At 47.8% G+C, this 26,067-nt stretch carries 20 protein-coding genes and 1 pseudogene; 5 read left to right on the forward strand and 16 right to left on the reverse strand.

Features of this window, described 5'->3' with window-relative positions; genetic code table 11:
- Positions 1–12: 12 nt before the first annotated feature.
- The 8 genes and pseudogenes from rplW to EOO49_RS15360 all read right to left on the reverse strand — a co-directional run bounded on the left by rplW (position 13) and on the right by EOO49_RS15360 (position 5,564).
- Positions 13–303, reverse strand: a complete 291-nt coding sequence (gene rplW, locus EOO49_RS15325) for a 50S ribosomal protein L23 (protein WP_290847255.1) — start codon at positions 301–303, stop codon at positions 13–15.
- A gap of 7 nt (positions 304–310) precedes the next feature.
- Positions 311–940: a 50S ribosomal protein L4 gene (gene rplD / locus EOO49_RS15330; protein WP_290847257.1), complete on the reverse strand. Its 630-nt coding sequence runs from the start codon at positions 938–940 to the stop codon at positions 311–313.
- A complete protein-coding gene (rplC, locus tag EOO49_RS15335) occupies positions 940–1,557 on the reverse strand; it encodes a 50S ribosomal protein L3 (protein WP_290847259.1) in 618 nt (205 codons plus the stop codon). The genes rplD and rplC overlap by 1 nt, the downstream gene beginning before the upstream one ends.
- Before the next feature lie 266 nt (positions 1,558–1,823).
- Positions 1,824–2,129: a 30S ribosomal protein S10 gene (gene rpsJ / locus EOO49_RS15340; protein WP_091141407.1), complete on the reverse strand. Its 306-nt coding sequence runs from the start codon at positions 2,127–2,129 to the stop codon at positions 1,824–1,826.
- A gap of 18 nt (positions 2,130–2,147) precedes the next feature.
- Positions 2,148–4,090: pseudogene (gene fusA / locus EOO49_RS15345) on the reverse strand (elongation factor G).
- A gap of 7 nt (positions 4,091–4,097) precedes the next feature.
- Entirely contained in the window at positions 4,098–4,574 is a 477-nt protein-coding gene (rpsG, locus tag EOO49_RS15350) for a 30S ribosomal protein S7 (RefSeq protein ID WP_176005649.1), read from the reverse strand.
- Positions 4,575–4,662: 88 nt separating this feature from the next.
- Complete coding sequence (rpsL, locus tag EOO49_RS15355) at positions 4,663–5,046, reverse strand: 30S ribosomal protein S12 (RefSeq protein ID WP_169528676.1); 384 nt, start codon at positions 5,044–5,046, stop codon at positions 4,663–4,665.
- Between the two features lie 248 nt (positions 5,047–5,294).
- Positions 5,295–5,564, reverse strand: coding sequence for a hypothetical protein (locus EOO49_RS15360; RefSeq protein ID WP_290847265.1), 270 nt, complete (start codon positions 5,562–5,564; stop codon positions 5,295–5,297).
- Between the two features lie 304 nt (positions 5,565–5,868).
- Here EOO49_RS15360 and EOO49_RS15365 point away from each other — a divergent pair, with 304 nt between their 5' ends.
- Positions 5,869–7,533, forward strand: a complete 1,665-nt coding sequence (locus tag EOO49_RS15365) for a hypothetical protein (protein ID WP_290847267.1) — start codon at positions 5,869–5,871, stop codon at positions 7,531–7,533.
- 104 nt (positions 7,534–7,637) lie between these two features.
- Positions 7,638–8,408: a 23S rRNA (guanosine(2251)-2'-O)-methyltransferase RlmB gene (rlmB, locus tag EOO49_RS15370; protein WP_290847269.1), complete on the forward strand. Its 771-nt coding sequence runs from the start codon at positions 7,638–7,640 to the stop codon at positions 8,406–8,408.
- 295 nt (positions 8,409–8,703) lie between these two features.
- Here the strand turns inward: rlmB and EOO49_RS15375 are convergent, their stop codons facing one another.
- Complete coding sequence (locus EOO49_RS15375; protein ID WP_290847272.1) at positions 8,704–9,495, reverse strand: rhomboid family intramembrane serine protease; 792 nt, start codon at positions 9,493–9,495, stop codon at positions 8,704–8,706.
- 344 nt (positions 9,496–9,839) lie between these two features.
- Here EOO49_RS15375 and EOO49_RS15380 point away from each other — a divergent pair, with 344 nt between their 5' ends.
- Positions 9,840–11,117, forward strand: coding sequence for a replication-associated recombination protein A (locus tag EOO49_RS15380; protein WP_290847274.1), 1,278 nt, complete (start codon positions 9,840–9,842; stop codon positions 11,115–11,117).
- Here EOO49_RS15380 and EOO49_RS15385 read toward each other — a convergent pair.
- The 3 genes from EOO49_RS15385 to radC are packed head-to-tail and all read right to left on the reverse strand — an operon-like array spanning position 11,114 to position 13,315.
- Positions 11,114–11,878, reverse strand: coding sequence for a hypothetical protein (locus tag EOO49_RS15385; RefSeq protein ID WP_290847276.1), 765 nt, complete (start codon positions 11,876–11,878; stop codon positions 11,114–11,116). The two genes, EOO49_RS15380 and EOO49_RS15385, sit on opposite strands and share 4 nt — an antisense overlap.
- Entirely contained in the window at positions 11,879–12,571 is a 693-nt protein-coding gene (locus tag EOO49_RS15390) for a YjjG family noncanonical pyrimidine nucleotidase (RefSeq protein ID WP_290847278.1), read from the reverse strand. It lies immediately after the preceding gene.
- Between the two features lie 48 nt (positions 12,572–12,619).
- Entirely contained in the window at positions 12,620–13,315 is a 696-nt protein-coding gene (gene radC, locus EOO49_RS15395) for a DNA repair protein RadC (protein ID WP_290847280.1), read from the reverse strand.
- Between the two features lie 164 nt (positions 13,316–13,479).
- Between radC and EOO49_RS15400 the strand changes: the two genes are divergently transcribed.
- Positions 13,480–14,052, forward strand: a complete 573-nt coding sequence (locus EOO49_RS15400) for a DUF1287 domain-containing protein (protein ID WP_290847282.1) — start codon at positions 13,480–13,482, stop codon at positions 14,050–14,052.
- Between the two features lie 122 nt (positions 14,053–14,174).
- Here EOO49_RS15400 and EOO49_RS15405 read toward each other — a convergent pair whose 3' ends face one another.
- The 4 genes from EOO49_RS15405 to EOO49_RS15420 all read right to left on the reverse strand — a co-directional run bounded on the left by EOO49_RS15405 (position 14,175) and on the right by EOO49_RS15420 (position 17,521).
- On the reverse strand, positions 14,175–14,732 hold the full coding sequence (locus tag EOO49_RS15405; RefSeq protein ID WP_290847284.1) for a YdeI family protein: 558 nt from the start codon (positions 14,730–14,732) through the stop codon (positions 14,175–14,177).
- 8 nt (positions 14,733–14,740) lie between these two features.
- A complete protein-coding gene (locus EOO49_RS15410) occupies positions 14,741–15,445 on the reverse strand; it encodes a hypothetical protein (protein WP_290847286.1) in 705 nt (234 codons plus the stop codon).
- 9 nt (positions 15,446–15,454) lie between these two features.
- On the reverse strand, positions 15,455–16,813 hold the full coding sequence (locus tag EOO49_RS15415) for a Mur ligase family protein (protein WP_290847288.1): 1,359 nt from the start codon (positions 16,811–16,813) through the stop codon (positions 15,455–15,457).
- A gap of 63 nt (positions 16,814–16,876) precedes the next feature.
- The gene (locus tag EOO49_RS15420) at positions 16,877–17,521 is read right to left on the reverse strand and encodes a hypothetical protein (RefSeq protein ID WP_290847290.1); all 645 of its coding nucleotides are present in this window, start codon (positions 17,519–17,521) and stop codon (positions 16,877–16,879) included.
- 361 nt (positions 17,522–17,882) lie between these two features.
- On the opposite strand from EOO49_RS15420, the gene EOO49_RS15425 reads away from it, so the two are divergent.
- A complete protein-coding gene (locus EOO49_RS15425) occupies positions 17,883–26,021 on the forward strand; it encodes a PKD-like domain-containing protein (RefSeq protein WP_290847292.1) in 8,139 nt (2,712 codons plus the stop codon).
- Positions 26,022–26,067: the final 46 nt, after the last annotated feature.

Below are 26,067 nucleotides of genomic sequence, written 5' to 3' on the forward strand. Positions count from 1 at the left end.
TTAGTCTTCTAATTAGATATTGTTATAAAAATCGATTGTGTCACCCTCCTTAACCTGAACAATGGCTTTCTTGAAACCACTCTTCTTGGCACTGATCATACCACTTTTCGTGTATTTCACAGATCGGTCAGGGCGTACATTCATAGTGTTTACGTCTACTACGCTAACTCCGTAAGTAGCCTCAACAGCTTTCTTGATTTCAACTTTGTTGGCTTTTTGAGCAACAACGAAACCGTAACGGTTAGCAAGTTCGCTTTCACGGGTTACTTTTTCAGTAACGATTGGTTTGATAATGATACTCATCGCCTTCTTATTTACTTAGGTTCTCTACAATTCCTTCTACAGATCCTTCAAGAAGCACTACATTATTTGCATTCAAAATAGCGTAAGTACTTAGTTCTGAAGAAGTTACAACATTTGAGCTCTTCAAATTTCGAGACGACAAATATACGTTTTTGTTGGCATCACCCAACACAAACAGTGACTTTTTATTCTCTAACCCTAAAGCTTTCAATACGTTGATGAAGTTTTTAGTGTTAGGAGCATCGAAGTTGAAGTCTTCAATTACTACCAAATTACTCTCATGAACTTTTGCAGAAAGCACACTCTTACGAGCCAAACGCTTTAGGTTTTTGTTCAATTTGAACGAGTAGCTTCTTGGGCGAGGTCCGAAAATAGTACCACCACCTTTGAACAAAGGGTTCTTGATAGATCCGGCACGAGCAGTACCAGTTCCTTTTTGTTTCTTGATCTTACGGGTTGAACCTGTAACTTCAGCACGCTCTTTCGCTTTGTGAGTACCTTGGCGTTGGTTGGCCAAATACTGCTTCACATCAAGATAAACGGCGTGTTTGTTTGGCTCGATCCCGAAAACCGCAGCGTCCAGGCTAACTGTACGTCCGGTTTCTTTTCCGCTGATATTTAAAACTTTTACGTCCATTACTTCTGAATGATTAGGTAAGAGTTTTTGTGTCCGGGAACCGCACCTTTAACCAAAATAAGGTTTTTGTCGGCTACGACTTTCAATACTCTCAAGTTTTGTACTTTAACATTATCTCCACCCATTCTTCCTGCCATGCGCATTCCTTTGAATACACGTGAAGGATAAGATGAAGCTCCAACAGAACCAGGAGCACGCAAACGGTTGTGCTGACCGTGAGTCGCTTGACCCACACCACCAAATCCGTGACGCTTAACTACACCCTGGAAACCTTTTCCTTTTGAAACGCCTTGAACGTCTACAAATTCACCTTCTTCGAAAATGGTAACATCGATAACATCACCAAGTTTCTGCCCGCTTGCGAACTCTTTGAATTCAACGACTTTCTTCTTGGCAACCGTACCAGCTTTCTTGAAGTGACCTTCAGCAGCTTTGTTGGAATGCTTTTCAGATTTGTCATCGAAACCAAGTTGCAACGCTTCATACCCGTCGACCTCGTTGGTTCTGACTTGGGTAACCACACATGGTCCAGCTTCGATCACCGTACAAGGAACGTTTTTTCCGTTCTCGTCGAAGATGCTGGTCATGCCGATTTTTCTTCCAATTAACCCAGACATAAAAATTAATTAATTATTAAACAATTGATTCAAAACAGCCTATACGCTATTTTTTGAGCGTGCAAATATAGAGATTAACATTCAGTAAACAAAACGAAATCAGCATGTTTTCGGAAATTTCCCAAAAACTATCGGCCAATGACAGACAATCTTTCAAAATCCCAACAAAAACGCGCTTTTTCGCCTTTTACCGAATCGGCATAAAAAAACAAATGACCGGCTACAAAACCGATCATTTGCTTATTTATGGTATCTGAAACAGATTATCAGACTTTGATCTCGACTTCAACACCGCTAGGCAATTCGAGTTTCATAAGAGCGTCGATTGTCTTTGATGAGGAAGAGTAGATGTCGATAAGTCTCTTGTAAGACATTACCTCGAACTGCTCACGAGCTTTCTTGTTTACGTGCGGAGAACGCAATACGGTAAACAATTTTTTATGTGTTGGCAAAGGAATCGGACCTGTAACGACAGCGCCAGTGCTCTTTACCGTTTTTACGATCTTCTCGGACGACTTGTCAACAAGCATGTGATCGTAAGATTTCAGTTTTATTCTGATTTTTTGACTCATTTTCTTAAAGATTAGGCGTTAGTTACCTTTTGCTTTTTTGATTACCGCTTCAGAAATGTTTGAAGGCGTTTCAGCGTAGTGTGAAAACTCCATGGTAGAAGTAGCACGTCCTGAAGAAAGCGTACGGAGTGTGGTTACATATCCGAACATTTCAGAAAGTGGCACATCGGCCTTGATCGTTTTAGCACCGTTTCTGTCACCCATGTCATTCACTTGTCCGCGACGACGGTTGATATCACCAACGATATCTCCCATATTCTCTTCCGGAGTGATGACTTCCATTTTCATGATAGGCTCAAGAACGATCGCTCCTGCAGCTTTCGCCACTTCACGGTAGCCAAGTTTAGCAGCCAATTCGAACGATAGTGCATCTGAATCGACCGGGTGGAACGATCCGTCAAGCAAAGTAACTTTCAAACTATCTACTTGATAACCTGCCAAAGGACCTTGTTTCATCGCTTCGCGGAAACCTTTTTCTACAGAAGGGATATATTCCTTAGGAACGTTACCACCTTTAACTGCATTGACGAACTGCAATCCAACAGGAACTTTTCCGTCAACTTCTTCGGCTGGCTCCAATTTGAATACGATGTCACCGAATTTACCGCGACCACCTGATTGCTTCTTGTAAACCTCTCTGTGTTGAGCGGCTTTCGTAAAAGCTTCCTTGTATTCAACTTGTGGCTCACCTTGGTTCACTTCCACTTTGAACTCACGCTTCATACGGTCGACCAAGATGTCAAGGTGAAGCTCACCCATTCCAGAAATGATCGTTTGCCCTGAAGCTTCGTCCGTACGGACTGTAAACGTTGGATCTTCTTCAGCCAATTTAGCCAAAGCCATACCCATCTTATCAACGTCAGCCTTCGTTTTAGGCTCGATAGCGATACCAATTACCGGCGCCGGGAATTTCATTGATTCAAGGATGATTGGGTGTTTTTCATCACACAATGTATCTCCTGTTTTGATATCCTTAAATCCTACTGCAGCTCCAATATCACCTGCCTCGATGTAATCGATAGGGTTTTGCTTGTTGGCGTGCATCTGATAGATACGAGAGATACGCTCCTTGTTTCCGGAACGCGTGTTCAATACGTAAGATCCAGCATCAAGACGTCCTGAATAAGCACGGAAGAATGCCAAACGACCAACGAATGGGTCAGTAGCGATCTTAAATGCCAAAGCAGCGAACGGCTCTTTCACGTCCGGACGACGCAAGATTTTCGTTTGGTCTTCTTCCAACAAGTCAGCATCGTCAGGGTGAATCCCTTGGATACCTTCTTTGTCTAGCGGAGAAGGCAAATATTTACAAACTGCATCAAGCATGAACTGAACTCCTTTGTTTTTGAAAGAAGAACCGGCGATCATCGGGATGATGGCCATGTCCATAGTTGCAGCGCGCAAAGCGTTGTTGATTTCTTCTTCTGTGATAGAATCCGGATCTTCCATGTACTTGTCAAGCAAGTTCTCATCGTAGTCAGCAACTGCCTCGATCAGGATATCTCTGTATTCTTTCACTTCGTCAACCATGTCAGCCGGGATTTCGACGATATCGAAAGTAGCTCCTTGTGTTTCATCATGCCATACGATAGCCTGATTTTTCACCAAGTCGACAACTCCTCTAAAGTCTGCCTCGTCACCGATTGGCAACGTGATAGCCACAGCATTCGATTTCAACATATCGCGAACCTGTTGGCAAACTCCAAGGAAGTTTGACCCTTGACGGTCCATTTTGTTGACGAAGCCCATACGTGGAACGCGGTACTGGTCAGCAAGTCTCCAGTTCGTCTCTGATTGCGGCTCAACACCGTCAACAGCCGAGAAAAGGAAAACAAGACCACCTCACCAATCTTGTGTGATTTTCCGGTGTAGAACAGGATACGCTCAGTTGTCGTAGTCTTACCTGCGTCAATGTGAGCAGCGATCCCGATATTTCTGGTAAATTTTAAGTCTCTTGCCATTTCCTGATTAGAATCTAAAGTGAGAGAATGCTTTGTTAGCTTCTGCCATCTTGTGAGTATCCATACGTTTTTTCACGGCAGCTCCTTCTTCTTTGGCAGCAGCCAAAACTTCGTTAGCCAAACGCTGAGCCATCGATTTCTCGTTACGGCGACGTGCGTAAAGGATCATCCACTTCATCGCCATGGAGATCTTGCGATCCGGGCGAATTTGCATTGGAATCTGGAATGTAGCTCCACCAACACGACGCGAACGTACTTCTACGTGCGGCATTACGTTAGTCAAAGCGTCTTTCCAAATTTCTAGTGCCGATTTTTCGGCGTCCTGCTTCTTAGACTCGACGATATCAATTGCATCGTAGAATACTTTAAAGGCAGTCGATTTTTTACCGTCCCACATCAAATTGTTGACAAAACGTGTTACCAACTGGTCATTGAAACGCGGATCTGGTAAAAGAGGTCTTTTCTTGGCCTGTCTTTTTCTCATTTCTTCAAGTTTTTGCCAAAGGTTTGCAGCCGAAGTCAGAACGAATCGATCGTTAAACTTCCAGCGTCAGACTTTTGACGTTTTTAAATTACTTTTTTGCGTCTTTAGGGCGTTTTGCTCCGTATTTCGATCTGCGTTGTGTACGGCCTGCAACACCAGAAGTGTCAAGCGCACCGCGCACAATGTGATAACGAACTCCTGGCAAATCTTTTACCCTTCCGCCCCTAACTAATACTATCGAGTGCTCTTGGAGGTTGTGTCCTTCTCCTGGGATGTATGCGTTCACCTCGTTTCCGTTAGTCAAACGTACACGCGCTACTTTACGCATCGCGGAGTTTGGCTTTTTAGGAGTCGTGGTGTAAACACGCGTACAAACGCCACGTCTTTGAGGACATGAATCCAAAGCAACCGATTTACTCTTCTTAGTTATCTGGGTTCTTCCAGTTCTTACTAATTGCTGAATTGTTGGCATAATGTTTACTAAAAAAATTTTATGATTCTAATTCCCGCTATTTACGGGGTCGCAAAGGTAGTCAATTATTTTAATGGAACAAATCTTAACCCATTAATTTTCAACTCACAGAAAATTCCAAATGACGAATTCCAAATTCCACGGCTATTCTGAAAAGACATCGTCCAATCCAACACTGAAAAAAAGCGGCACTCAAAAAGTTTCCGACGCGAAAATAATCCAAAAACCAACTCGAAATCAGTAGCATTTCATTCAAGCGAAAACACCAAGCAAGTGAAGCTACAAGACAACGCATTTGGATTTTCATCGAGATAGCTATAGGGATGGAACTTGGATTTGGGATTTGGGATTTGGGATTTGGAATTTGGGATTTGAAATTTGAAATTTGAGCCTTGGAATTTTTCTTCGGGCGCGCCGGCGGCAGTTTCCAGCTGAACGCGCAGAAAGCGATAGCAGGTTTTGGCTTCCGGGATTGCGTCAGGAGCCGCCGTCGGGCTATCCGCTGTATCTTTTGCCAAGACCTTCGAGATTTCTAAAACCTTAAAGGCCGGCAAAAGGATGCCGCTGCTATCCCTCGCGCAGTGCACGCCGCAAAATCCACGCGAAAAACAAACTTATATTTACGCTACAAAAATCGGAAACACGGAACGACTATCTCACTCCTACTTTTTCTCCTATATATATTTGCAGCATAATTTGTCCGTGAGCGTTTTCAGCCAAGAATATACGAACCATCATCGAATGCATCCGGGAAAATCGTGGCTTCAAAAAATCCGAGTCAATATTAAAAGCCCGTATTTTGCGTTTGCATAAAAACTGCGCGTGAAAAACCTGATTCCTTTCCTGATCCTGCTCTTTGGCTTTGCGGCGAATTCGCAACAGCTCGGGCTTGTCATTTCCGGAAACGACGCATCCGAAACCAAAATCATCGATTCGATCGGATACCCCAAAAGTTTCGCAAACGCAAAAGCGATTGAATCCGAGGCAAAAGCGCTTTCGGCCAAACTCGGGCGCATTGGCTTCCTATCGGCAGAAATCGTCGGAAATTCAAAGACAAACGATTCAACTTTCACCTACAAATTCTCGCTTGGCCAACGCACCAAAACCGTCCGAATTTATCTCGGAAAAAATCCAGAGTTGAAAATGCTGGCTTTTCCGAACGAAAAAGACACGGTTTCACTCGAGATTTCCCAAACCGAAACCTTTCTGAACAACGCTTTGCAGACTTTGGAAAAGAAAGGCTATTCGCTCGCGAAATTGCAATTGGTCAACATCCGAAAGCAAGGAAATTCGCTAATGGCAGACCTGAATATCGACACCGGAAAACAGCGGGTTGTCAACGACATCGTGTTTTCTGGTTATGACAAAATGCCCGAAGGCCACAAACGCAACATCCGCAGGCTTTACAAAAACAAGACCTTCAACCAGGAAACGCTGCAGAATCTTTACAACGACGTGGGAAAATACCGCTTCCTGAACCAGACGAAATATCCCGAAATCCTGTTTACGACAGACACGACCAAAGTCTACGTCTACGTCGAAAAAGCCAAACCGTCGCGCTTTGACGGACTTATCGGATTCGCCAATGACGAAGCCAATTCCAAACTTGTCTTTAGCGGTTATCTCGATTTGCTGCTCGTGAATTTCGTCAATACCGGAGAGGAATTTTCGCTTTACTGGAAATCGGACGGAAAGGAACAACGCACTTTCAACGCCTCGATCGAACTGCCTTACATTTTCAAATCGCGCTTCGGGGTAAAGGCCGCGCTCAACATTTTCAAGCAGGATTCGACTTTCCAGAATACCAAAACCGCAATCGACATCGGCTATTATTTCAACTACAATACGCGACTTTACCTCGGTTATCAATCGACGGAATCGTCCGATATCCAAAACCAGAACAACTTTTCGATAAACGATTACGAAAACCGTTTTGCGACCGTGAACCTCGATTACATCGACTACAAGATCGACGACTTTTTATTTCCCGAAAAGACGCGTCTGTTCTTCAAAGTCGGCATCGGTTCACGAGATTCGAATCTGCAAAAAAACTCACAGCTCTTCGCCGAAGCCAATTTGCGCCACAATTTCTATCTCAACGACAAGAACATCGTCAACGTCAAAAGTCTCAATTATTACCTGAGCAGCGACACTTATATCATCAATGAACTTTACCGTTTTGGCGGCATCAACTCGATCCGCGGTTTCCAGGAAAGCAGTCTGCAGGCGAATTTCCTGAGTTCGATCCTCACGGAATACCGATACGTGCTCGCGCCGAACCTTTACGTGCATTCGATCATCGACTACGGCTATTTCGTCGATGAAACCTCGAATAGGCGCGACTCGCTGTTAGGACTCGGTTTCGGCTTCGGACTCCAAACCAAAACCGGACTTCTGAACCTCGTTTACGCCAACGGAAGCACGGGCGACCAACCTATCAAGCTCTCGAATTCAATCGTGCATCTGAGTTTGAAGGCGAACTTCTAATCTGCACAACACTATAGATTTCAATTTGGCACTCTGCATTCTACCAAACCTACAAGGTTTTTGAAACCTTGCCAGTTGCGACCCAAAAAAACTATCTTTGCGCCATGGAACAAGAATCACACGAACAAGAACAAATCCCGTCAAAAGAATCCCAGATTTTCGGAATACGCGCCATTATCGAAGCCATCCGCAACAAGCAGGAAGTCGATAAGGTTTTCATCCAGAAAGATGCGCAAGGCACTTTGATGCGCGATTTGCTCGGAACGCTCAAGAAACACAACATCAACTTTTCTTATGTGCCGGTCGAAAAACTCAACCGGATGACCAAGCTCAATCACCAAGGCGCGATCGCGAGCATTTCGCCCGTGAAATTCTACGACATGGAAACTTTGGTGACCGAAGTGACCGAATCCGGCAAAACGCCTTTGTTCCTGATCCTCGACCAACTCAGCGACGCGAGAAATTTCGGGGCGATCATCAGAACTGCCGAGTGTACGGGCGTAAACGGCATCATCGTGCAAAAAGCGGGTTCTGCGCCGGTAAACGGTGACACGGTAAAAACGTCGGCCGGAGCGGTTTTCAACGTTCCGATCTGCAAGGTCGAACACATCAAGGACGCGATTTTCTACCTGCAAGGTTCGGGAATCAAGACTGTCGCGGCCACCGAAAAAACCGAAAGTGCTTTATACGACGTCAATTTTACTGATCCCGTGGCGATAATCATGGGTTCGGAAGAGCGCGGAATCAATCCTTCGGTATTGAAAATCGTCGATGAAAAAGCCAAATTGCCCATGTTCGGAACGATCGGGTCGCTCAACGTTTCTGTCGCTTGCGGCGCTTTTCTTTACGAAGCCGTGCGTCAGCGCTCCCTTTAATTCCGCCATAAATCCATTATTTTAAACCGGTAAGGAGTCAGGAAATACGCTTGATTTCTTACTGGTTCATTTATTTTTAGAAGCAAAATCCCGCTGACCCGCTTTTAGTTTTCTTAAAAACGCCAAGTTTTGCAACGCTCGCCAAGAGCTTCCGCCGGTCGCTTTGGCAAAGCGGGCAAAAGCTAAGTCGTTTTTCGCGAAAAGCTAACCGCTTGCATCAGGGCTATTCCCGTTCAACATTCAATATTCGTTATTCATTTTTCGTTGTTCGATTTCCGGTTTCAATTCACAAAAATTACGGTTTCAACTCGCTCCCGTCCGAATCAGGTTTCGGTATTTGCTGGATTTCGGGCACGAAAGTGTAATGGATTCTCACGACATTCTGAGGTTCGTCCAAAACAACTTCTTCCGGCTCAGGCTTCGGCGGATTAACGAAATTGCCATTCTCGTCGAATCGCCTCATAAAAGGATCGTCTTCGGGATTGAAGTCAGGCCGTTGCCAGTCGTACTTGAGCATTTCGTGATATTCGGGCGTTTTGTAGACGAAGGCGAACAACAATCCGGCGAGGAAACCACCCAAGTGTCCTTCCCACGAAATCCTTTCCTCGATTCCCGGAAAAACATACCAGATCAGCCCGCCGTAACTCAATATTACGGCCATTGAAAGCGCTACCAAACGGTAGTATTTGGTGATTATTCCCTTGAAAAAGATAAAACTGAACAACACATAAATCAGTCCGCTTGCGCCCAAGTGATAATCCTGTCGGCCAAAAATCCAGGTAAAAGCGCCCGAAACCAATATCCCGAAAAAAATCACTTTTAGCGAAAGTTCCCGGTAGAAATAAATCAAGGCGGCCATCAGGATCACAAGCGGAACCGAATTGTTGACGATGTGCTCGAGACTTCCGTGCAAAAATGCGCTGGTAAAAATTCCCGGCAAGCCCTGAACGGTCCGCGGCAATATCGCCAGAAAGTGCAAATCGAGGTTAAAATACTGCTCGACACCATAAATGCCCCAAATTATGGAAGCGAACAAAAGCGGGAAAAGAAAGACCGAAGGCGTGAATTTGAAGTAATTGTCGTTCATGGTTTGGTTGTCAAAAGTCAAAAGTCGATGTCGACCGACTTGGCTCGGTTGGTTTCACGGCAATGGTCAAAAATGCGGCCAGTTCAAGATAGGTGAAATTTTGTCAGGTTTTTTTGGAGTGCCTGAGAAAGTTAGTGTCTGAGTGCCTGAGAATAGTAGCGTCTGAATTCCCATTGTCCAAAGCTTTGGGGCAAATCGCACGCCATTTTGCCGACTCTGCGACTGCGACTGCTTCTGCTACTGCTACTGCCACTGCTACTGCCACTGCTACTGCTACTGCAACTCCGTTCCAAAATCTTCAAATCCTATAAAACTCTGCGCCTCAAAACCTGTATTTTTGCAACATGGATGCACCACTAGCAGAACGGATAAGACCACAGAAACTCGAGGATTACATCGCGCAACGCCACCTGATCGGGCCAGACGGTTCGCTCACGCAGCAAATTGCGCGCGGCGTTGTGCCTTCGCTTATTTTTTGGGGTCCGCCGGGAACAGGAAAAACGACCTTGGCGCAAATCATCGCCGAAGAATCGAAGCGCCCGTTCTACATTTTGAGCGCCATAAACGCCGGCGTGAAAGACGTGCGCGAAGTGATCGACAAAGCCAAACAGTCAGGTGGTTTGTTTACGGCAAAAAATCCGCTTTTGTTTATCGATGAGATCCATCGTTTCAGCAAATCCCAGCAGGACTCACTACTCGCGGCCGTCGAAAAAGGTTGGGTTACGCTGATTGGCGCCACGACAGAGAATCCGAGCTTCGAAGTTATTCCCGCTTTACTGTCGCGTTGTCAGGTTTATGTGCTGAATCCGTTTTCAAGAGAAGATCTGGAAGCGCTTTTGGAACGCGCGATCAAAACCGACGTCGTCCTGCAATCCAAAAAGATAAAACTCAAGGAAACCGAAGCGCTGTTGCGGCTTTCGGGTGGAGACGGAAGAAAATTGCTGAACGTGTTCGAGCTCGTAGTGAACGCGACCGGCGGAGATACCATTGCGATAACAAACGAAATGGTGCTCAAAATTGCCCAACAGAACACGGTTTTGTACGACAAGACGGGAGAACAGCATTACGACATCATATCGGCATTCATCAAGTCGATGCGAGGAAGTGATCCGAACGGCGCGGTTTATTGGCTTGCGAGAATGATCGAAGGCGGAGAAGACGTGAAATTCATCGCCAGAAGAATGTTGATCCTGGCCAGCGAAGACATCGGAAACGCAAACCCGACGGCGCTTGTGATCGCCAACAACACCTTTCAGGCCGTGACGACGATCGGCTATCCGGAATCGCGTATCATTTTGAGCCAATGCGCGGTTTACCTCGCGACTTCACCCAAAAGCAACGCAAGCTACGAAGCTATCGGACGCGCGCAAAAGCTGGTTCGCGAACACGGAGATTTGCCCGTTCCTTTGCCTTTGAGAAACGCTCCTACGAAGTTGATGAAAGAACTCGGATACGGCGAAGAATACAAATATGCCCACAGCTACGAGAACAATTTCATAGACCAGGACTTTTTGCCCGAAGCTTTGAGAGGCACGAAAATCTACGATCCGGGCAACAACTCACGCGAGAATTCCACTCGTGAGTTCTTGCGCAACCGTTGGAAAGACCGATACGATTACTAGAATTTGACCGAGACTTCGTCAGTTTTGAGCTGTCCGTTCACATAGTATTCGAAAACCCATTTGCCTTTTCCTTTTGCGATAAAAGTTCCGGTCTGACCGTCTTTCTCGGCCAAAAATACTTGGTCGGACGAAGTCTTCTTGAGTTTATAGATTACTTTCGGTTCAGAGTTGACCAATTGAAAACCGTTTTCTATAGGTTGGGCGAATAGCGTGTTTTTGTCGACAATGACATCGTCCTTTTGAGGATTCGGAGCCGTTTTCAACTTTGAGGCGGGCAACGCAGCGCCGCCCAATTCACCACGAATTCCGTCTTTGCCGTTGTACTCGTATACCAAAGTGTCGAAAGATTTGAAAGCTTCGCGAAGTGCTTGCCTGTATGAAATCTTGTAATCTTTGTCGCGACTCGCACCTTTGTCAGATCTGTATACCTCTTTGTTCACGCAGTCGCGCAACACAACCGTCAGTTTGGTGACGAACATATTGGTTTCTGCGATTACGTCGGCGAAAAGCTTGTTGCAGTTATCTCCCGCAGCTTCTGGAGGCAAAAGATCGGTGTCGTAAAAAACCTTGAAGCCGTATTTTTCAAAATACATCTTCGTGAACATATTGAGTTGGAATTGATCGGGTTCCTTGAGGAAACTGAATTTCGACGGAACGATCACGAACTTGTAGTTGTTCAGCGTCTGATGTGCATCGTCCGAGGTTTGAGCCTGAAAAGTCAGGGCAATCAGCAACGCGAAAACGGTAAAAAGTTTTTTCATTTATAGGAATTTTTTCAATTCAATGAGGTTCGATATTTTTTTGACGCCTTCATACGATGCGGTCGCATCCTGACAGAAGAAAATGGCATCCATTCCCGAATTCAGCGCGCCTCTCACGTCAGCTTCGATACAATCGCCAATCATGATGCTGTGTTTTTTGTCGGCTTCGGCCAACTGCAAAGCGTGCTCAAATATAAGCGGATTTGGTTTCTTGACGCCCGCCATTTCAGAATTTGTCACGGTCTTGAAATAACGCTGCAATCCGGAGTTCTCGATTTTTCGCTTCTGGACTTCGTCAAAACCGTTGGTGATGATGTGAAGGTTATATTTTTGGCCCAGATAGTCAAGAATCTCGAAAGTGCCGTCGAACAAATGGTTGTTTTGCGGAAGGCATTTTATGTACTCGACCGAAATCTGGTGCACAAGTTCGTCGGAAATCTCAAATTTCAGGACATCAAAAGCTTTTCGGAATCGGCCGTAGCGCAATTCTTCGTGCGAAATCTCGTCCTTTCTGTACTTTTCCCAGTACTCGTGATTGATCGGAATGTAGATCTCAAGGTAAGCTTTGAGGTCGACGTCGATTCCCAATTCGGAAAAAATCGTTTCAAAAGCCAATGCCGAATTCTTATCGAAATCCCAAAGCGTGTGGTCGAGGTCGAAAAAAACGTCGCGTACGGAAGTCAGTGTTTGCATAATGACCGCAAATATAACGACTAGCGCGCAAACGAATTGTTGGCAAATTCATAATATTCCCTCGTCGGCGAAACTCATATAAGCCGTTTCGGTCACGATGATGTGGTCGAGCACTTTTATGTCGAGATTTTCTCCGGCTATCTTGAGCTTTCGCGTGATCTGTCGGTCGGCTTCGCTGGCTTTCAATGTTCCCGACGGATGATTGTGGCACAAGATCACGCCGGTCGCCCCGTGTTGCAGCGCGACTTTGTAAACCAGGCGCACATCGACGATCGTTCCCGTCATTCCGCCTTTGGACAACTGGAATTTGTTGAGGATTTTATTGGCGTTGTTCATGTAAATCACCCAAAATTCCTCGTGGGGCAATTCTCCTATCAAAGGTTGCATGATCTGAAAAACATCGTGGCTGGACGAGATTTGCGACATTTCCCGCGATTCCGATTCGCGTTTCCTTCTCGCCAATTCCATCGCGGCCGAAATCGTCACCGCCTTTGCCTCGCCTATTCCTTTGTAAGCCGTGAGTTGGGCGAGCGACAGACGCGAAAGTTCATTGAGATTGTTCCCGACGTTCGACAAAATCCGTTTTCCGAGATCGACGGCGGTCTCGTTTCGGTTTCCCGATCCTATCAAGATCGCGATCAATTCGGCGTCGCTTAGCGCAGCTTTGCCCTTGAGCAGCATTTTTTCTCTCGGTCTGTCGTCTTCAGACCATTGGCGGATTTGGAAATTCGAGGTTTCGGACATGGCTATGATTCGTGTTTCGGCGTTTGCATCGACCAAATTACGTCGGGCAAACCGATCCCAATTACAGAAAATCTGTAAAAAATCTTAAATGTAGGTTCCGATCCAAATCCTACAAAAATAAATCGCAGGCGATCGGCGTTACAACTTTGACCAAACCAATATGTATGAAATTCGCCACTTTGCTATTTATTCTCGCCACGCTGCACGTCGGAACTGAAAAGAATTTCGAGACGCGATTGTCTGACGCAGCCATTTCCATAATCGACACCAAAGTCAAGTATGACGGCGCTTACACGAAAATCGGGTACCCGAATGGGGACGTCGAAAAGACCAAAGGCGTTTGTACCGATGTCGTGATTCGGTCGTATCGCAAACTTGGGATCGACCTCCAAAAAGAGGTGCACGAAGACATGGCCCAAAACTTCGCGAAGTATCCGAAAAAATGGGGATTGAAAACGCCAGACACGAATATCGACCACAGGCGCGTGCCAAATCTCGAAGTATTTCTGGAGCGAAAGGGCAAGAAACTCGCGGTTACGCAAAATGCATCGGACTACAAAACGGGAGAAATCGTGACGTGGATGATCAACGGAAAATTACCGCACATAGGAATCGTGACAAACCGCAAAACGGCGACCGGAAGACATTTTATCGTGCACAACGTCGGCGGCGGACAGGTCTTGGAAGATTGTCTTTTTCGGTATGAGGTTGTTGGGCATTATAAATACATTCGATAAATTCCAAATCTCATCCCGATAGCTATCGGGACCAAATCTCAAATCTCAAATCCCAAATCTCACATCTCAAATCTCACATCTCAAATCTGAAGTCTGAAATCTTACGCTTTAAAAATCGAAAATCATTGTAACCGCTTCCCATTTTCGCTTTCGCGGATGACTTTTTCCAATCGGGATTCTTTGGTTTTTTCCTGTTTGGCAGATGTGATCCAATGCAGAATCACCTTTTTGTAACCCGGTGGTTGCGCGTTGAAAAAGTTCCAGGCGACTTTGTTTTTCCTGAATTCCGATTCGAGTTTTTCGTCGAGTTTCGCCGTTGGATTCTCGTGTGAATAAATGCTCGATTTGGCTTCCGATCGCAATGCGAACGCCTGTAAACCTTCGGGTTTTATCAATTTGGATTTGATAAGTTGCTCCACTTTTTTGATGTTGACCGCGCTCCAGATGCTCGACGGCTTTCTGGGCGTGAATCGTATCGAATAGCTTTCGGAATCGATCGATTTTCTCACGCCGTCAATCCATCCGAAACACAAGGCTTCGTCGACCGATCCTGACCAGGACATCGACGGTTTCCCACTCGCGACCTTGTAAAATCCTACGAGCAACTCCTTTTTCGAATCGTGGTTTTTGTCGAGCCAGTTGCGAAAATCGGACGTTGTTTCAAAAAAAATCGGCTCCATTATTAAAATCAGTTTTTACCGAAAAGATTGTTCCAGAATCCTTTGCGTTTCGGTGATTCATCCCTAAAATTGAAATTCGGTTCGGGAATGTTCAAATCTGACGTGTCTTTTGCCAAACTTCTCACGCCACGAAAGGCAGAACCGATCGCGTCTGGCAATTTCGAGATTTCCGATAACGGATAAAATTTGTCGTAACCGTCCATTCCGACAGGAAAATTCGTGCGCTCGACCCAAAATTTCTCAAGCAGTTCGGGAATTGGTTCCAATTTGATTTTGTTCTCGAAGCCTTCGCGCGCTTTCGCAATGATTTCGGTATCTAGATTTGTAGTCGTCTGACGGAAAAAATCGACGCCTTTCGACGGAATGTGCAACAGGAAAATTTGCGTTTTTCCATTCAATTCGTAGACATCGAGCACTTTTAGGTAGCTGTCGATGTTGAGGCAACAATGTCCGTATTTGGTATTGTCGGGATTCACTTCGTAGAGTTTTGCCGCTTTTGACGAGGCGATCAGGAAGCGCGTGTTGTACTTCATTCCGCCGCCGCGACTGCTCACGTCAAGCATATAGCCGTTCCTGAGGATTTTCCCGACCGTGAATCGGTTCCGAACCTCATCGCTCAGATCGCAATCCTTATAATACAAAGTCGCGCCCGGATAAGTCCAGTTCACGAGTGCTTCGGAATTTTCGAAAATCGCTTTTTGAGATTCGTCCATCGCAAAAAATCAGATCAACGTCTTGATCTCGTCGAAGTTCAGTCCGCCGTAATTTCCCGAACTCATCAGCAATAAAGCGATTCCTTCAGTGTCGAATTTGAGGTGGAAAAGATATTCCCGGAACGCTTCGGGATTCGTGTAAATCACCAAATCGTCTCTTTTGAAAGCTTGCGCGATCTGTTCCGACGTGATTTCCTCAAGGCGTTTGATCTTCACGGCTTCGGGCGAATAGAACACCACGGCGACATCGGCTGCATCGAGCGCGCCTTCGTATTGCGACAGAAATTCGGGATTCAGCGAACTGTAAGTGTGCAATTCCAGGCAGGCCACGAGTTTGCGGTTTGGATATTGTTCCTTGACGGCTCTCGTAGTCGCGGCGACCTTGCTTGGCGAATGCGCGAAATCTTTGTATGCGACATTTTTTTGGTTCTCGGCAATTTTTTCGAGTCGTTTGGACGCGCCTTTGAATGTGGAAATCGCTTCGTAAAAATCGGCTTCGTCCACGCCCATTGCCTGGCAGATCCATTTGGCGCCCGCGAGATTGTTCAGGTTGTGCTTTCCGAAAACCTCGATCGGCATTTGGCCTTCGGGCGTTTGCAATAGCGTTTTTCCGTTTTCTACCGAATAATCGGGTGTGACGTATGGCACTTTCCTAATCGGGTTCGTCGCGGCTTCGGACACTTTTTTGACTTCTTCGTCTTCGGCGTTGTAAACCAGCATACCGCCGTTTGTGATCTTTTGGATAAAAATCTCGAATTGTTCTACATAGTTTTCGAACGTAGGAAAAACATTGATGTGATCCCACGCGATTCCTGAAATCAACGCGATATTCGGATGGTACAAATGGAACTTCGGACGCAGATCTTCGGGCGAGGAAAGATATTCGTCACCTTCCAAAACGATGAAATCATTGTCGTCGGTCAAATGCACCATCGTGTCGAAACCTTCTAGTTGCGCGCCAACCATGTAATCGACGGCTATATTCTGGTAATTCATCACGTGCAGGATCATCGAGGTAATCGTCGTCTTTCCGTGAGAACCGCCAATGACTACACGGGTTTTGTGCTTCGATTGCTCGTAAAGGAATTCCGGATACGAATAGATCTTGAGTTCCAATTCCTGTGCTTTGGCAAGCTCCGGATTGTCTTTTTTGGCGTGCATTCCCAAAATAACGGCATCGATATCCGACGTTATTTTCTCGGGAAACCAACCCATTTCGGTCGGCAAAAGTCCTTTGTTCTCCAACCTCGTGCGCGACGGTTCGAAAATGGCGTCGTCGCTTCCGGTTACTTGATAGCCTTTGGAATGCAAGGCAAGGGCGAGGTTGTGCATGGCGCTTCCGCCTATGGCGATGAAATGGGTACGCATTTTTTTAATTAATAATTAATAATTGATAATGAATAGTTAGTATGGACAGAGTTGACCTTGGTTTTAATCCGACATTTTCTTCCGGACTGACTTTAGTTTCTTTAAGGTCGTCTCGGAATTTCCGATGGCGTGCGCTTTGAGATAATATTTTTCGGCTGCTTCCAATCGGTTGAAATATTCGGCGATCCGACCTTTTGCAAGATAGTGATCGACGGGCGAAAGTCTGGCCAAATCGTCGGCATATTTGTTGGCCTTGGACTCGCTTCCGCCTAAAATTCCTGGCAATTGCAGGTAGAATTCCACGAGCGCCCATCTTGCCTCGACGTGTTTCGGATCGAGCGCGATGGTTTTTTCGAAAGCTTGTTCGATATCGTCTAGCAAACCCAAAGCTTTCCATTTGCTTTCGGACGCTTGCATGGCCAACGCACCTCCGTATTTGTAATTCGCTTGCGCGGACTTGGGACGCAGTTTAATGAGTTTCCGATAATAAACCGACGCTTCTTCCCAATTTTTCGAATAACTGCATACATCGCCCAAACGTTCAACGGTTTCAGCGTCGTTCGCGTCTGACCGATAAAGTGTCAGGTAGTATTTTTTGGCTTCAGGATACAGTTTTTGGGCGAACGATTCGCGTGCCTTTTCGAGATCAGATTGTGCCAATGCCAAAATCGGAAGCAGAAAAAACGCGAAAAGAAACCATTTGCCCATAGGTCGAAGATTCGTTCCCAAAAATAGAAAAATCCCTAAAAATGGGGATTTCCAATGCCGTTTTTGTGTTTTAAATTCGAACCGTGATTTTTCACAGCTCCAAAGACTCACACATTGTAATGGTGTACGGGATTTCCAGTCGGTAAAAGGATTGGTAATGCCGATGAATTACACGTCTTAAAATACGCAATTACAGCCGCTTACGGACGTTTTGCAGTTTTTTCGCACAACCTACTTCGCAGTTTGAACACTTCATCGGCTTTTGATGCCAATCGTCCAAAAAAAACGATTTCGCTGTTTTGTCGGGATAACTTTGCGCGTTAATCAATCAAAAAGACAACAACAATAAATCAACAAACAAATGAAACAAAATTACTTCAATCCGGATGATATCGCCCGACCCAAAAAGCGAGGAATGATCCACAAAATCAGCTTCCTGATGCTTTTGCTGCTGATTGCTTTTGGCGCCAAGGCACAAACCTCCGTAATCTTTACCGCAAGTGGAAACTGGACTGTTCCCGCTGGCGTAACCACCGTTACGGTAGAGGTTTGGGGAGCCGGTGGAGCCGGTGGTGGAGCAACCTCGAATAATAATCGAGGAGGCGGTGGCGGCGGTGGCGGTTATGTCATTGCCACAAACGTACCAGTCGTTGTTGCGACAATTCCCTATACTGTTGGCGCAGGAGCAGTTGGAAACACAGGAAACGGCGGAAACGGCGGATCGTCAACAATATTTGGAATCACGGCCAACGGCGGGAACGGCGGAACGGCAAACAACGGAGCAGCAGGAAATGGCGGTTCAGGATCAGGAGGAACGGTCAATAACGGTTCCAATGGAATCGCTGGAAATGCCGGAGCCAACCAGGGACAAGGCGGATCAAATAACGGCCCGTTAGGAGGTGCCGGAGGTGCGGCTTTGGCTGTCGCAGATGACGGAAATAACGGAGCAGTAATTGGTGGCGGTGGCGGTGGCGGCCGAAAAGGCGGTACATTTACCGCTTCGCGAGACGGCGGAAACGGAGCGAGAGGACAAATCCGGATCACATACACCATTCCCACTATCACATCGTTCACACCAGCAAACGGCTGTATAAATCCGGGAACTTCCGTAACAATCAACGGGACGAATTTTACGGGCACGACAAGTGTTCTTTTCAACGGAACGAACGCCTCATTTACGATTATTAGCCCAACACAAATTGTCGCTACCGTTCCGGCTAGTGCAACTTCCGGGTCGATTCGCATCACGATTCCATCTGGATTTGCCAATAGTGCGGCAAGCTTCACGGTCAATGCACAACCAACTGTTCTCTCAATCTTGGGTTCAACGCCGATTTGTCCGGGAGCGACAGTACAACTTTCGAACGCGACACCTGGCGGAACCTGGATAAGTCTAGCGCCGACACTCGCAACAGTAAACGCAACCGGACTTGTCACCGGAATCGCGAACGGAACGGCAAGCATCCGCTACAGCGTAACCAATGGAAACGGCTGTACGACGAACGCAACAACAACGGTTTTGGTAAATCCACGACCGACGGTTTCTTCGACAGGTTCGGTGTGCGTCGGTTCGACCACAACGCTTTCACCAACATCCGGCGGAACGTGGGTTTCGAATAACCCGACAATCGCATCGATCACAAACGCGGGCGTAGTCACGGGATTGGCTTCCGGAACGGCAACTTTTACGTTCACGAACGGCTCCGGTTGCGCAAATACTACAGGAAACATCACGGTCAACCAATTGCCGCAAATCAACGCAAACCCGAATCCCGTTTCGGCCTGTTCGGGAAGTTCGGCCAGTTTTACCGTTGGCGCGATTGGCGCGGGACTTACCTACCAATGGTTCAACGGCGCGACGGCTTTGTCTGACGGCGGAAATATTTCGGGAGCGAATTCGCAGACTTTGACGATAAATCCAGTCAATGCGATCGACGCTTCCGCGGATTATCACGTGGTTGTGAGCGGCACTTGCGCTCCGCCGGCAATTTCTACGAATGCCAGTCTTTCGGTCACGCAACAAATCGCGATTTCCAGTCAACCGGTCGTTACCCAAACGCATTGCGAAGGACAGACGGCTACTTTTTCGGTACTCGCAAACGGAGCGATTTTGGGCTATCAATGGTATAACGGAACGACTGCTTTGACCAATACCGGGAATGTATCGGGAGCGAACACAGCCACTTTAACGCTGAATCCGCTTTCTTCTTCGGATGCATCGGCGAACTATCACGTCGAAGTCATCGGAACATCGCCTTGCGCAAATCTCAATTCCGGCATGGCGGCTTTGGTCGTGAATTCTTTGCCTGCGATCGTTGGCGAACCTATTACGACAAATTCGGTCTGCGCCGGAAGTCCTGTCTCGTTCACGGTTTCGGCAACTGGCGGAAATCTCACTTACCAGTGGTTCAACGGAGCGACTTCGCTGTCGAACGGCGGGCACATTTCGGGAGCGAATTCGGCTACACTGACTTTGAATCCGGCGAATTTGGCTGACGCTTCCGCGGATTATCACGTCGTTGTGACAAACGGCTGCGGATTCATGACTTCACTCGCATCGGCTTTGACCGTAAATCCTACGCCATTCATAGAAAATCAGGTGACTTCGACCTGCGGCAATGTCGCTTTCGATTTCACTCCGGCAAACGGATTCCCAACGGCCGCGACGATAATTCCATCAGGAACGACTTACACCTGGACAAATCCTGTGGTCACGGGCGGAATTACGGGCGCAAGTGCGCAAGCTGTCGGCCAGGCCTCGATTTCACAGACACTTCTGAATCCTACGATCGCACCGCAAACGGCGACTTACACGATCACGCCGATTGTAGGAACATGTCCTGGAATTCCTTTCACTCTTGTCGTAACGGTGAATCCTGCGGCGATTATCGGAAATCCTCCAAACCAGATCGCCTGTAGCGGAAATACGTTCAACTTCACGCCTGCGAACGGCGGCGGAAATGTGGTTCCGATCGGGACGACTTATTCGTGGAGTTTGCCCGTGATTTCTCCTGCCGGAAGTGTCAGTGGCGCGACTTCGGGTGCGAACCAATCGGCGTTGAGCCAAACGTTGACCAATACTTCTTCGGTGAACGGACAAGCGGTTTACACCGTCACGGCTGCATCCGGAACTTGCGACGAAAGCACTTTTACGGTCGTTTTCACGGTTCGTCCTACGCCTACCGTAACCGGAAATCCTGCAACCCAAAGCATTTGCTCGGGCGCGGCGATCGCTGCTATCGCGGTCTCGAATCCGAATGCGGTTCCCGGCACTATCACTTACAGTTGGAATCGCAACCAGGTTGGAATCGTTGGCGGAACGATCCCTGCAAGCGGTTTTGGCCCGAACATCTCGGGAACGCTCATCAATACGACCGCGAATCCTGTTGTCGTGACTTTCAATCTTGTCGCGACCTCGCAATTCGGATGTCCTTCTGCAGTTGAAACTGTTTCGGTTACCGTAAATCCTGCTCTTGGCTCGACGGCAACTCCCACGGCGCAAATTATCTGTTCTGAAGACAACATCGCTCCTATCGCTTTCACCTCAACTGGAAGTGTGGCCGGAGCGACTTTTAACTGGACGCGCAGCAACACTGTCAATGTCACGGGAATTCCGGCTTCGGGCAGCGGCGACATTTCGGGGCAATTCATCAACACGACAAGTGCTTCCCAAACCGTGGTTTTCACGATCACGCCAACTGCAAACACTTGCAACGGAGCGAATTTTACCGTGAGCGTAACAGTGAGACCAAAACCTACGATCGGGTTTTCCGCCACGCCAACTTCGATCTGCTCTGGCGGAAATATCTCACCCGCGGTCACGATCCTGAGCCCGAATGCGATTTCAGGACGCACTTTCTCGTGGACGCGCGACAACAATTTGAACGTAAGCGGCCCGGATTCGGGAAGTACCAATTCGATTGCGGGAACTTTCGTCAACAATACGAACGTGGCGCAAGTCGTGACTTTCACGGCAACGGTCACTGCCGGGATTTGCGCGACTTCTTCGAGTTTTCAGGTGACGATCGAGCCGCGACCTGTTATAACAGTAACTTCAGTTCCGGCGGCGGCCTTCTGTAATTTGGCGACCTTGCCTGCTATCAGTCTTTCGTCGACCAACATTCCTTTGTCTTCTTTGACTTGGATCAGAAACAACACTACCAACGTCACCGGAATTCCGGCGTCGGGAAGCGGGAATATTCCAACGGGAACACTTACCAATACCACCACTACGACACAAATCGTGACCTTTACCGTAACTGCCGCCGGCGCGAACGGCTGTGCGGCGACCACGACCTTTACGGTTACTGTTTATGCTACGCTTGTGGCTCCCGTGATCGCTACTGACCAAACGGTCTGTATTTTGTCTGATCCTTCGCCTTTGTTTATGTCGACTTTGCCAAGAGGCGGTTCTGGCACAAACACTTACCAATGGCAGCGCGCCACGACTCCTGCCGGACCTTGGACGAACGTTGGAACGGCTTCGACCTATCAACCTGCAGGCATTCCGTTGTTCGGCTCACAGAATTATTATTACCGACTGATCGTAAACAACAGCTGTGGTTCGGTTACGAGTAATATCGTCTTTATCCAGGTCATCAGCAGCGTCGGGTTTACCTTCGATGGCGTGACGAATCCGGCGATTCAATGTCCCGGCGGAAGTTTCAGCACGAGCATTTCGTCTGAGCATGCGACTTCTTCGGCTGTTCGCTTTCAATGGACTGCAGATCCGAACTTTATCACGCCAGCACAAAATGCGCCCGGTGCTTTGGCGGGAACGACATCTGGAATACAGATTCAGTGGGTGATTTTTATCCCGATTCCATACAGACGTTCATCGGCCACTTTACCGTTTACCGTCCAAAACAACACCAATGCGACTGTCACGACACAAATCGCAATACTCCCTAGTGTTTACGATTACGTTTCGGCATCGGCTGTGGGCGATTTCCAATGTAGCATAACGCCTCAATATGTCGACGTAACCATCCGACCAACGGCAAAAGCCACGATCGCGAGTCCGGCCAACAATACGACAGTTTGCTCGGGAAGCATCACCAACATCGCGGTGAATGGACTAATTACCGATGCCGGAACGATTTATACTGTGACCCGATCGGCACTTGCAACTGGCGTTACGGCTACCGCCGGAACAACATCGGCAACGATTCCTGCGGGAACCTCGTACAATTTTCCTGTGACGCTTGTGAATACTACAACATCCGTACAATCTGTTACTTATACTTTTACGCCGAGAGGCGCTTACACGCCGACGAATCCGAATTGCGGCGGAACTCCGGTTTCTGTTACGATTCTGATTGCGCCTCGCGTTCAACCGGGCTCGATTGTCGCTTCCCAGAACATCTGCTTCGGACAAGATCCTGTAACGATCAATTCGACGGCGGCGGGAACGGGAACGGACATCACTTATCAATGGTATAGCAGCACGGTTTCGGCCGCCGGACCATTTATGCCGATTGCAGGCGCGAACGGTTTGACTTACACGCCAGAAGCCGGAAGCGTCACCGAGACGACTTGGTTTGTGCGCGAAACGATTTCCACGGTTAACGGAGTAACTTGCAGTTCCGCTCAGACCGCGCCTCACGTGATCAACGTCTATTCGATTGATCCGGGTGTCGTAACTGGCGAACAAACGATTTGCAGCGGTGCAATCCCGACTCCTTTCACGGTTGTAACACCGGCTTCGGGCACGGCTCCAATTGGCTATCGCTGGTATTTCAATACGGTTGGCTGCTCCAGCGCGACTTGGACTGCAACTCCTGTTGCTACGGGTTCTGGTGCGACTTATTCTCCGGGCGCTTTGACGCAGACGACTTACTTCAAACGCGTTACGACTCCTGGCGGAAACATCGCCGCTTGTGCCGATGAAAGCATTTGCATCGTTGTTTATGTGAACAGCATCACGGCAGGTTCGGTTGGCAGCAATCACAGTATTTGTTCGGGTGGCGATCCTGACGCTTTCGCGGAATTGACACCGGCCACGGGATCGGGAACAATTACCTACCAATGGCAAAGCAACACTATAAGTTGCGCCGCGGGAAGTCCTTGGGTTGACATTTCCGGAGCGGTGCTTTCGACTTATGAAGCTTTCTCGATTTCGGGAACGACTTATTACCGACGACTCGCTTACTCGACATTGAACGGAGTGACCTGCGGACCGGCGATCAGCACTTGCGTCACGGTCACGCTCAATCCTACGACGGCCGGAATCATCGGGCCAAACCGCATTGTCTGTTCGGGTGCGAATCCAGCCCCGATCGGATTTACGACACTTCCGGCGGGTAGCGCACTTACTTACCAATGGCAAAGCAGCACGGACATACTTGGGCCGTTCACGGATATTTCGGGAGCAGGAACAACAGGTTCTTCATACGATCCTCCGGTACTTGCACAAACTACCTATTATCAGGTTGTGGTGACCGGAACTTCTGGCGGATCGACTTGTCCGGTGGTTTCCAACACGGTTTCCGTTACTGTTCAAGAAGTCACACCTGCCGTGATTGCGGGCGACCAAAGCCTTTGCGTTGGGGAAATTCCCGGAGCTTTGACGGTTTCGACGCCTTCGACAGGTCCGGGCACGGTGACTTATCAATGGCAAAGCAGCACGACCGGAGTTGCGCCTTGGACGAATGTCGGAACGGGAACTTCGTATCAGCCAACGGCCATTACACAAACGTTGTATTATCACGTGATTTCTTCCTCGACGGCATCTTCAGTGACTTGTACAGGCACGAGTAACACGATTGTCGTTTCGAGCAACGGGAAAACCTGGAACGGATCGGCTGGGACTAACTGGAACAATCCGAACAACTGGAGTCCGAATGGCGTTCCTACGGCTTCGAATTGCGTCGTGATTCCGAACGTGGCGAACGATCCAGTGATTTCGGGAACGAATTATGTCGCACTCGCGCTGAATCTGACGATACTCAACGGCGGAAACCTCTCGGTCAACGCAAGCAATACAATCGAAGTCACGAATTTCGTCCACGTCAATACTGGCGGAATTTTGTTTGTGTCCGATGACGCGAGCCTTGTGCAACTCGACAATGTGCCTAACGTCGGAATAGCCAGCATCCAAAGAATTACGCCTCCGGTGTACCGCTTCGATTACACGTATTGGAATTCGCCTGTGACTTTGGGTTCGAATTACACCCTTGGAATGCTTTCCCCGCTTACGCAAGGTGACAAATATTACAGCTGGAATCCTTCTGTTGCAGGCGGAAACGGCAATTGGAAACAGGAAAGTGTCGCTACGATCATGAATTCGAACCGCGGCTATATCGTGAGAGCGCCAAACGGCTATTCGAACAATCCTGCGATCACGGCACCTTATACGGCGACTTTCGTCGGAACGCCCAACAACGGCAACCTGACGATTCCGGTTTCGATTGGAAGTTTGGCTCCGGCGATCGTGAACGACAAGCTCAACCTAATCGGAAACCCATATCCTTCGGCGCTTGACGCGGATGCTTTCCTTGCGGATGCGACAAATGCGACGTTGCTCGACGGAACGCTTTATTTCTGGACGCACCATTCAGCTCCAAGTGCGGCTTATGCGGATCCTTTCTACGGAAATTTCTCAAGCAATTACACGGCTTCCGATTACGCGACTTACACCACCGGAACAGGCGGAACGGCGACAATACCTGCGGGTTACGGCGGCGTGGCTCCAACCGGAAAAGTAGCGACTGGACAAAGTTTCTTCATCAAGGCATTGGCCAGCGGAACTGCCGTTGTCAACAACTCGATGCGGGTCCGCGGACAAAACAATGTCTTCTTCAGATCATCGAACGCCTTTACATCCTCGACCGTGCAACCGGAGCGACACCGCGTTTGGCTCAATCTAGCCAACGTTCAAGGCGCTTTCAGCCAGATCCTCGTGGGCTATGTCGAAGGCGCGACCAACGCGAAAGACCGCAATTTTGACGGGGAAACTTTCGCGGGCAATTCGGTTACCTTCTATTCTACGCTCGAAAATACGAGACTGACCGTTCAAGGAAAAGCATTGCCATTCCTGACGAGCGACACTGTTCCTTTGGGTTATAGCGCGACCATTGCGACGACTTTCACTATCGGGATCGACCATCTTGACGGCTTGTTCGAAAACCAGAATGTCTATCTAGAAGACAAGTTGCTTAACGTTATACACGACCTCAAGACGACGCCTTACCAATTTGCGTCGGCGACGGGCACGTTCAACGACCGATTCGTGTTGCGATACACGACTTCCCAATTGGGAACAGGCGAGCATCAGTTGACCGAAGGTGTCGTGGCTTATGTCAGGAAAGACAAGATTTTCGTTCAGGCCGGACAGGAAATCGACCAAGTGGAAATCTTCGACATGACGGGCAAAAAAGTGCATACTTACGAGCCAAAATCGGCCAACATGGAAGAGAACTTCCTGTTTGCGCAAGGCATTTACATCGCCAAGATCAAACTTTCCGACGGAAGACTTTTCGAGTCGAAAGTCGCCAAATAACACCCCGATTTCATTTTTAGGAAAAGCCTCTTTAACCGGAGGCTTT

The organism is Flavobacterium sp., from assembly GCF_004295795.1.
Classification (GTDB): Bacteria; Bacteroidota; Bacteroidia; order Flavobacteriales; family Flavobacteriaceae; genus Flavobacterium.

Bases quoted from the DNA above. Each gene is read 5' to 3' on its own strand.
- EOO49_RS15390 (WP_290847278.1), bottom strand. From the start codon at position 12,571: ATGCAAACACTGACTTCCGTACGCGACGTTTTTTTCGACCTCGACCAC.
- EOO49_RS15415 (WP_290847288.1), bottom strand. From the start codon at position 16,813: ATGCGTACCCATTTCATCGCCATAGGCGGAAGCGCCATGCACAACCTC.
- EOO49_RS15385 (WP_290847276.1), bottom strand. From the start codon at position 11,878: ATGAAAAAACTTTTTACCGTTTTCGCGTTGCTGATTGCCCTGACTTTT.
- EOO49_RS15425 (WP_290847292.1), top strand. From the start codon at position 17,883: ATGAAACAAAATTACTTCAATCCGGATGATATCGCCCGACCCAAAAAG.
- EOO49_RS15380 (WP_290847274.1), top strand. From the start codon at position 9,840: ATGGATGCACCACTAGCAGAACGGATAAGACCACAGAAACTCGAGGAT.
- rplD (WP_290847257.1), bottom strand. From the start codon at position 940: ATGGACGTAAAAGTTTTAAATATCAGCGGAAAAGAAACCGGACGTACA.
- EOO49_RS15420 (WP_290847290.1), bottom strand. From the start codon at position 17,521: ATGGGCAAATGGTTTCTTTTCGCGTTTTTTCTGCTTCCGATTTTGGCA.
- rplW (WP_290847255.1), bottom strand. From the start codon at position 303: ATGAGTATCATTATCAAACCAATCGTTACTGAAAAAGTAACCCGTGAA.
- radC (WP_290847280.1), bottom strand. From the start codon at position 13,315: ATGTCCGAAACCTCGAATTTCCAAATCCGCCAATGGTCTGAAGACGAC.
- EOO49_RS15400 (WP_290847282.1), top strand. From the start codon at position 13,480: ATGAAATTCGCCACTTTGCTATTTATTCTCGCCACGCTGCACGTCGGA.
- EOO49_RS15405 (WP_290847284.1), bottom strand. From the start codon at position 14,732: ATGGAGCCGATTTTTTTTGAAACAACGTCCGATTTTCGCAACTGGCTC.
- EOO49_RS15375 (WP_290847272.1), bottom strand. From the start codon at position 9,495: ATGAACGACAATTACTTCAAATTCACGCCTTCGGTCTTTCTTTTCCCG.
- rpsG (WP_176005649.1), bottom strand. From the start codon at position 4,574: ATGAGAAAAAGACAGGCCAAGAAAAGACCTCTTTTACCAGATCCGCGT.
- rlmB (WP_290847269.1), top strand. From the start codon at position 7,638: ATGGAACAAGAATCACACGAACAAGAACAAATCCCGTCAAAAGAATCC.
- rpsL (WP_169528676.1), bottom strand. From the start codon at position 5,046: ATGCCAACAATTCAGCAATTAGTAAGAACTGGAAGAACCCAGATAACT.
- rplC (WP_290847259.1), bottom strand. From the start codon at position 1,557: ATGTCTGGGTTAATTGGAAGAAAAATCGGCATGACCAGCATCTTCGAC.
- EOO49_RS15410 (WP_290847286.1), bottom strand. From the start codon at position 15,445: ATGGACGAATCTCAAAAAGCGATTTTCGAAAATTCCGAAGCACTCGTG.
- rpsJ (WP_091141407.1), bottom strand. From the start codon at position 2,129: ATGAGTCAAAAAATCAGAATAAAACTGAAATCTTACGATCACATGCTT.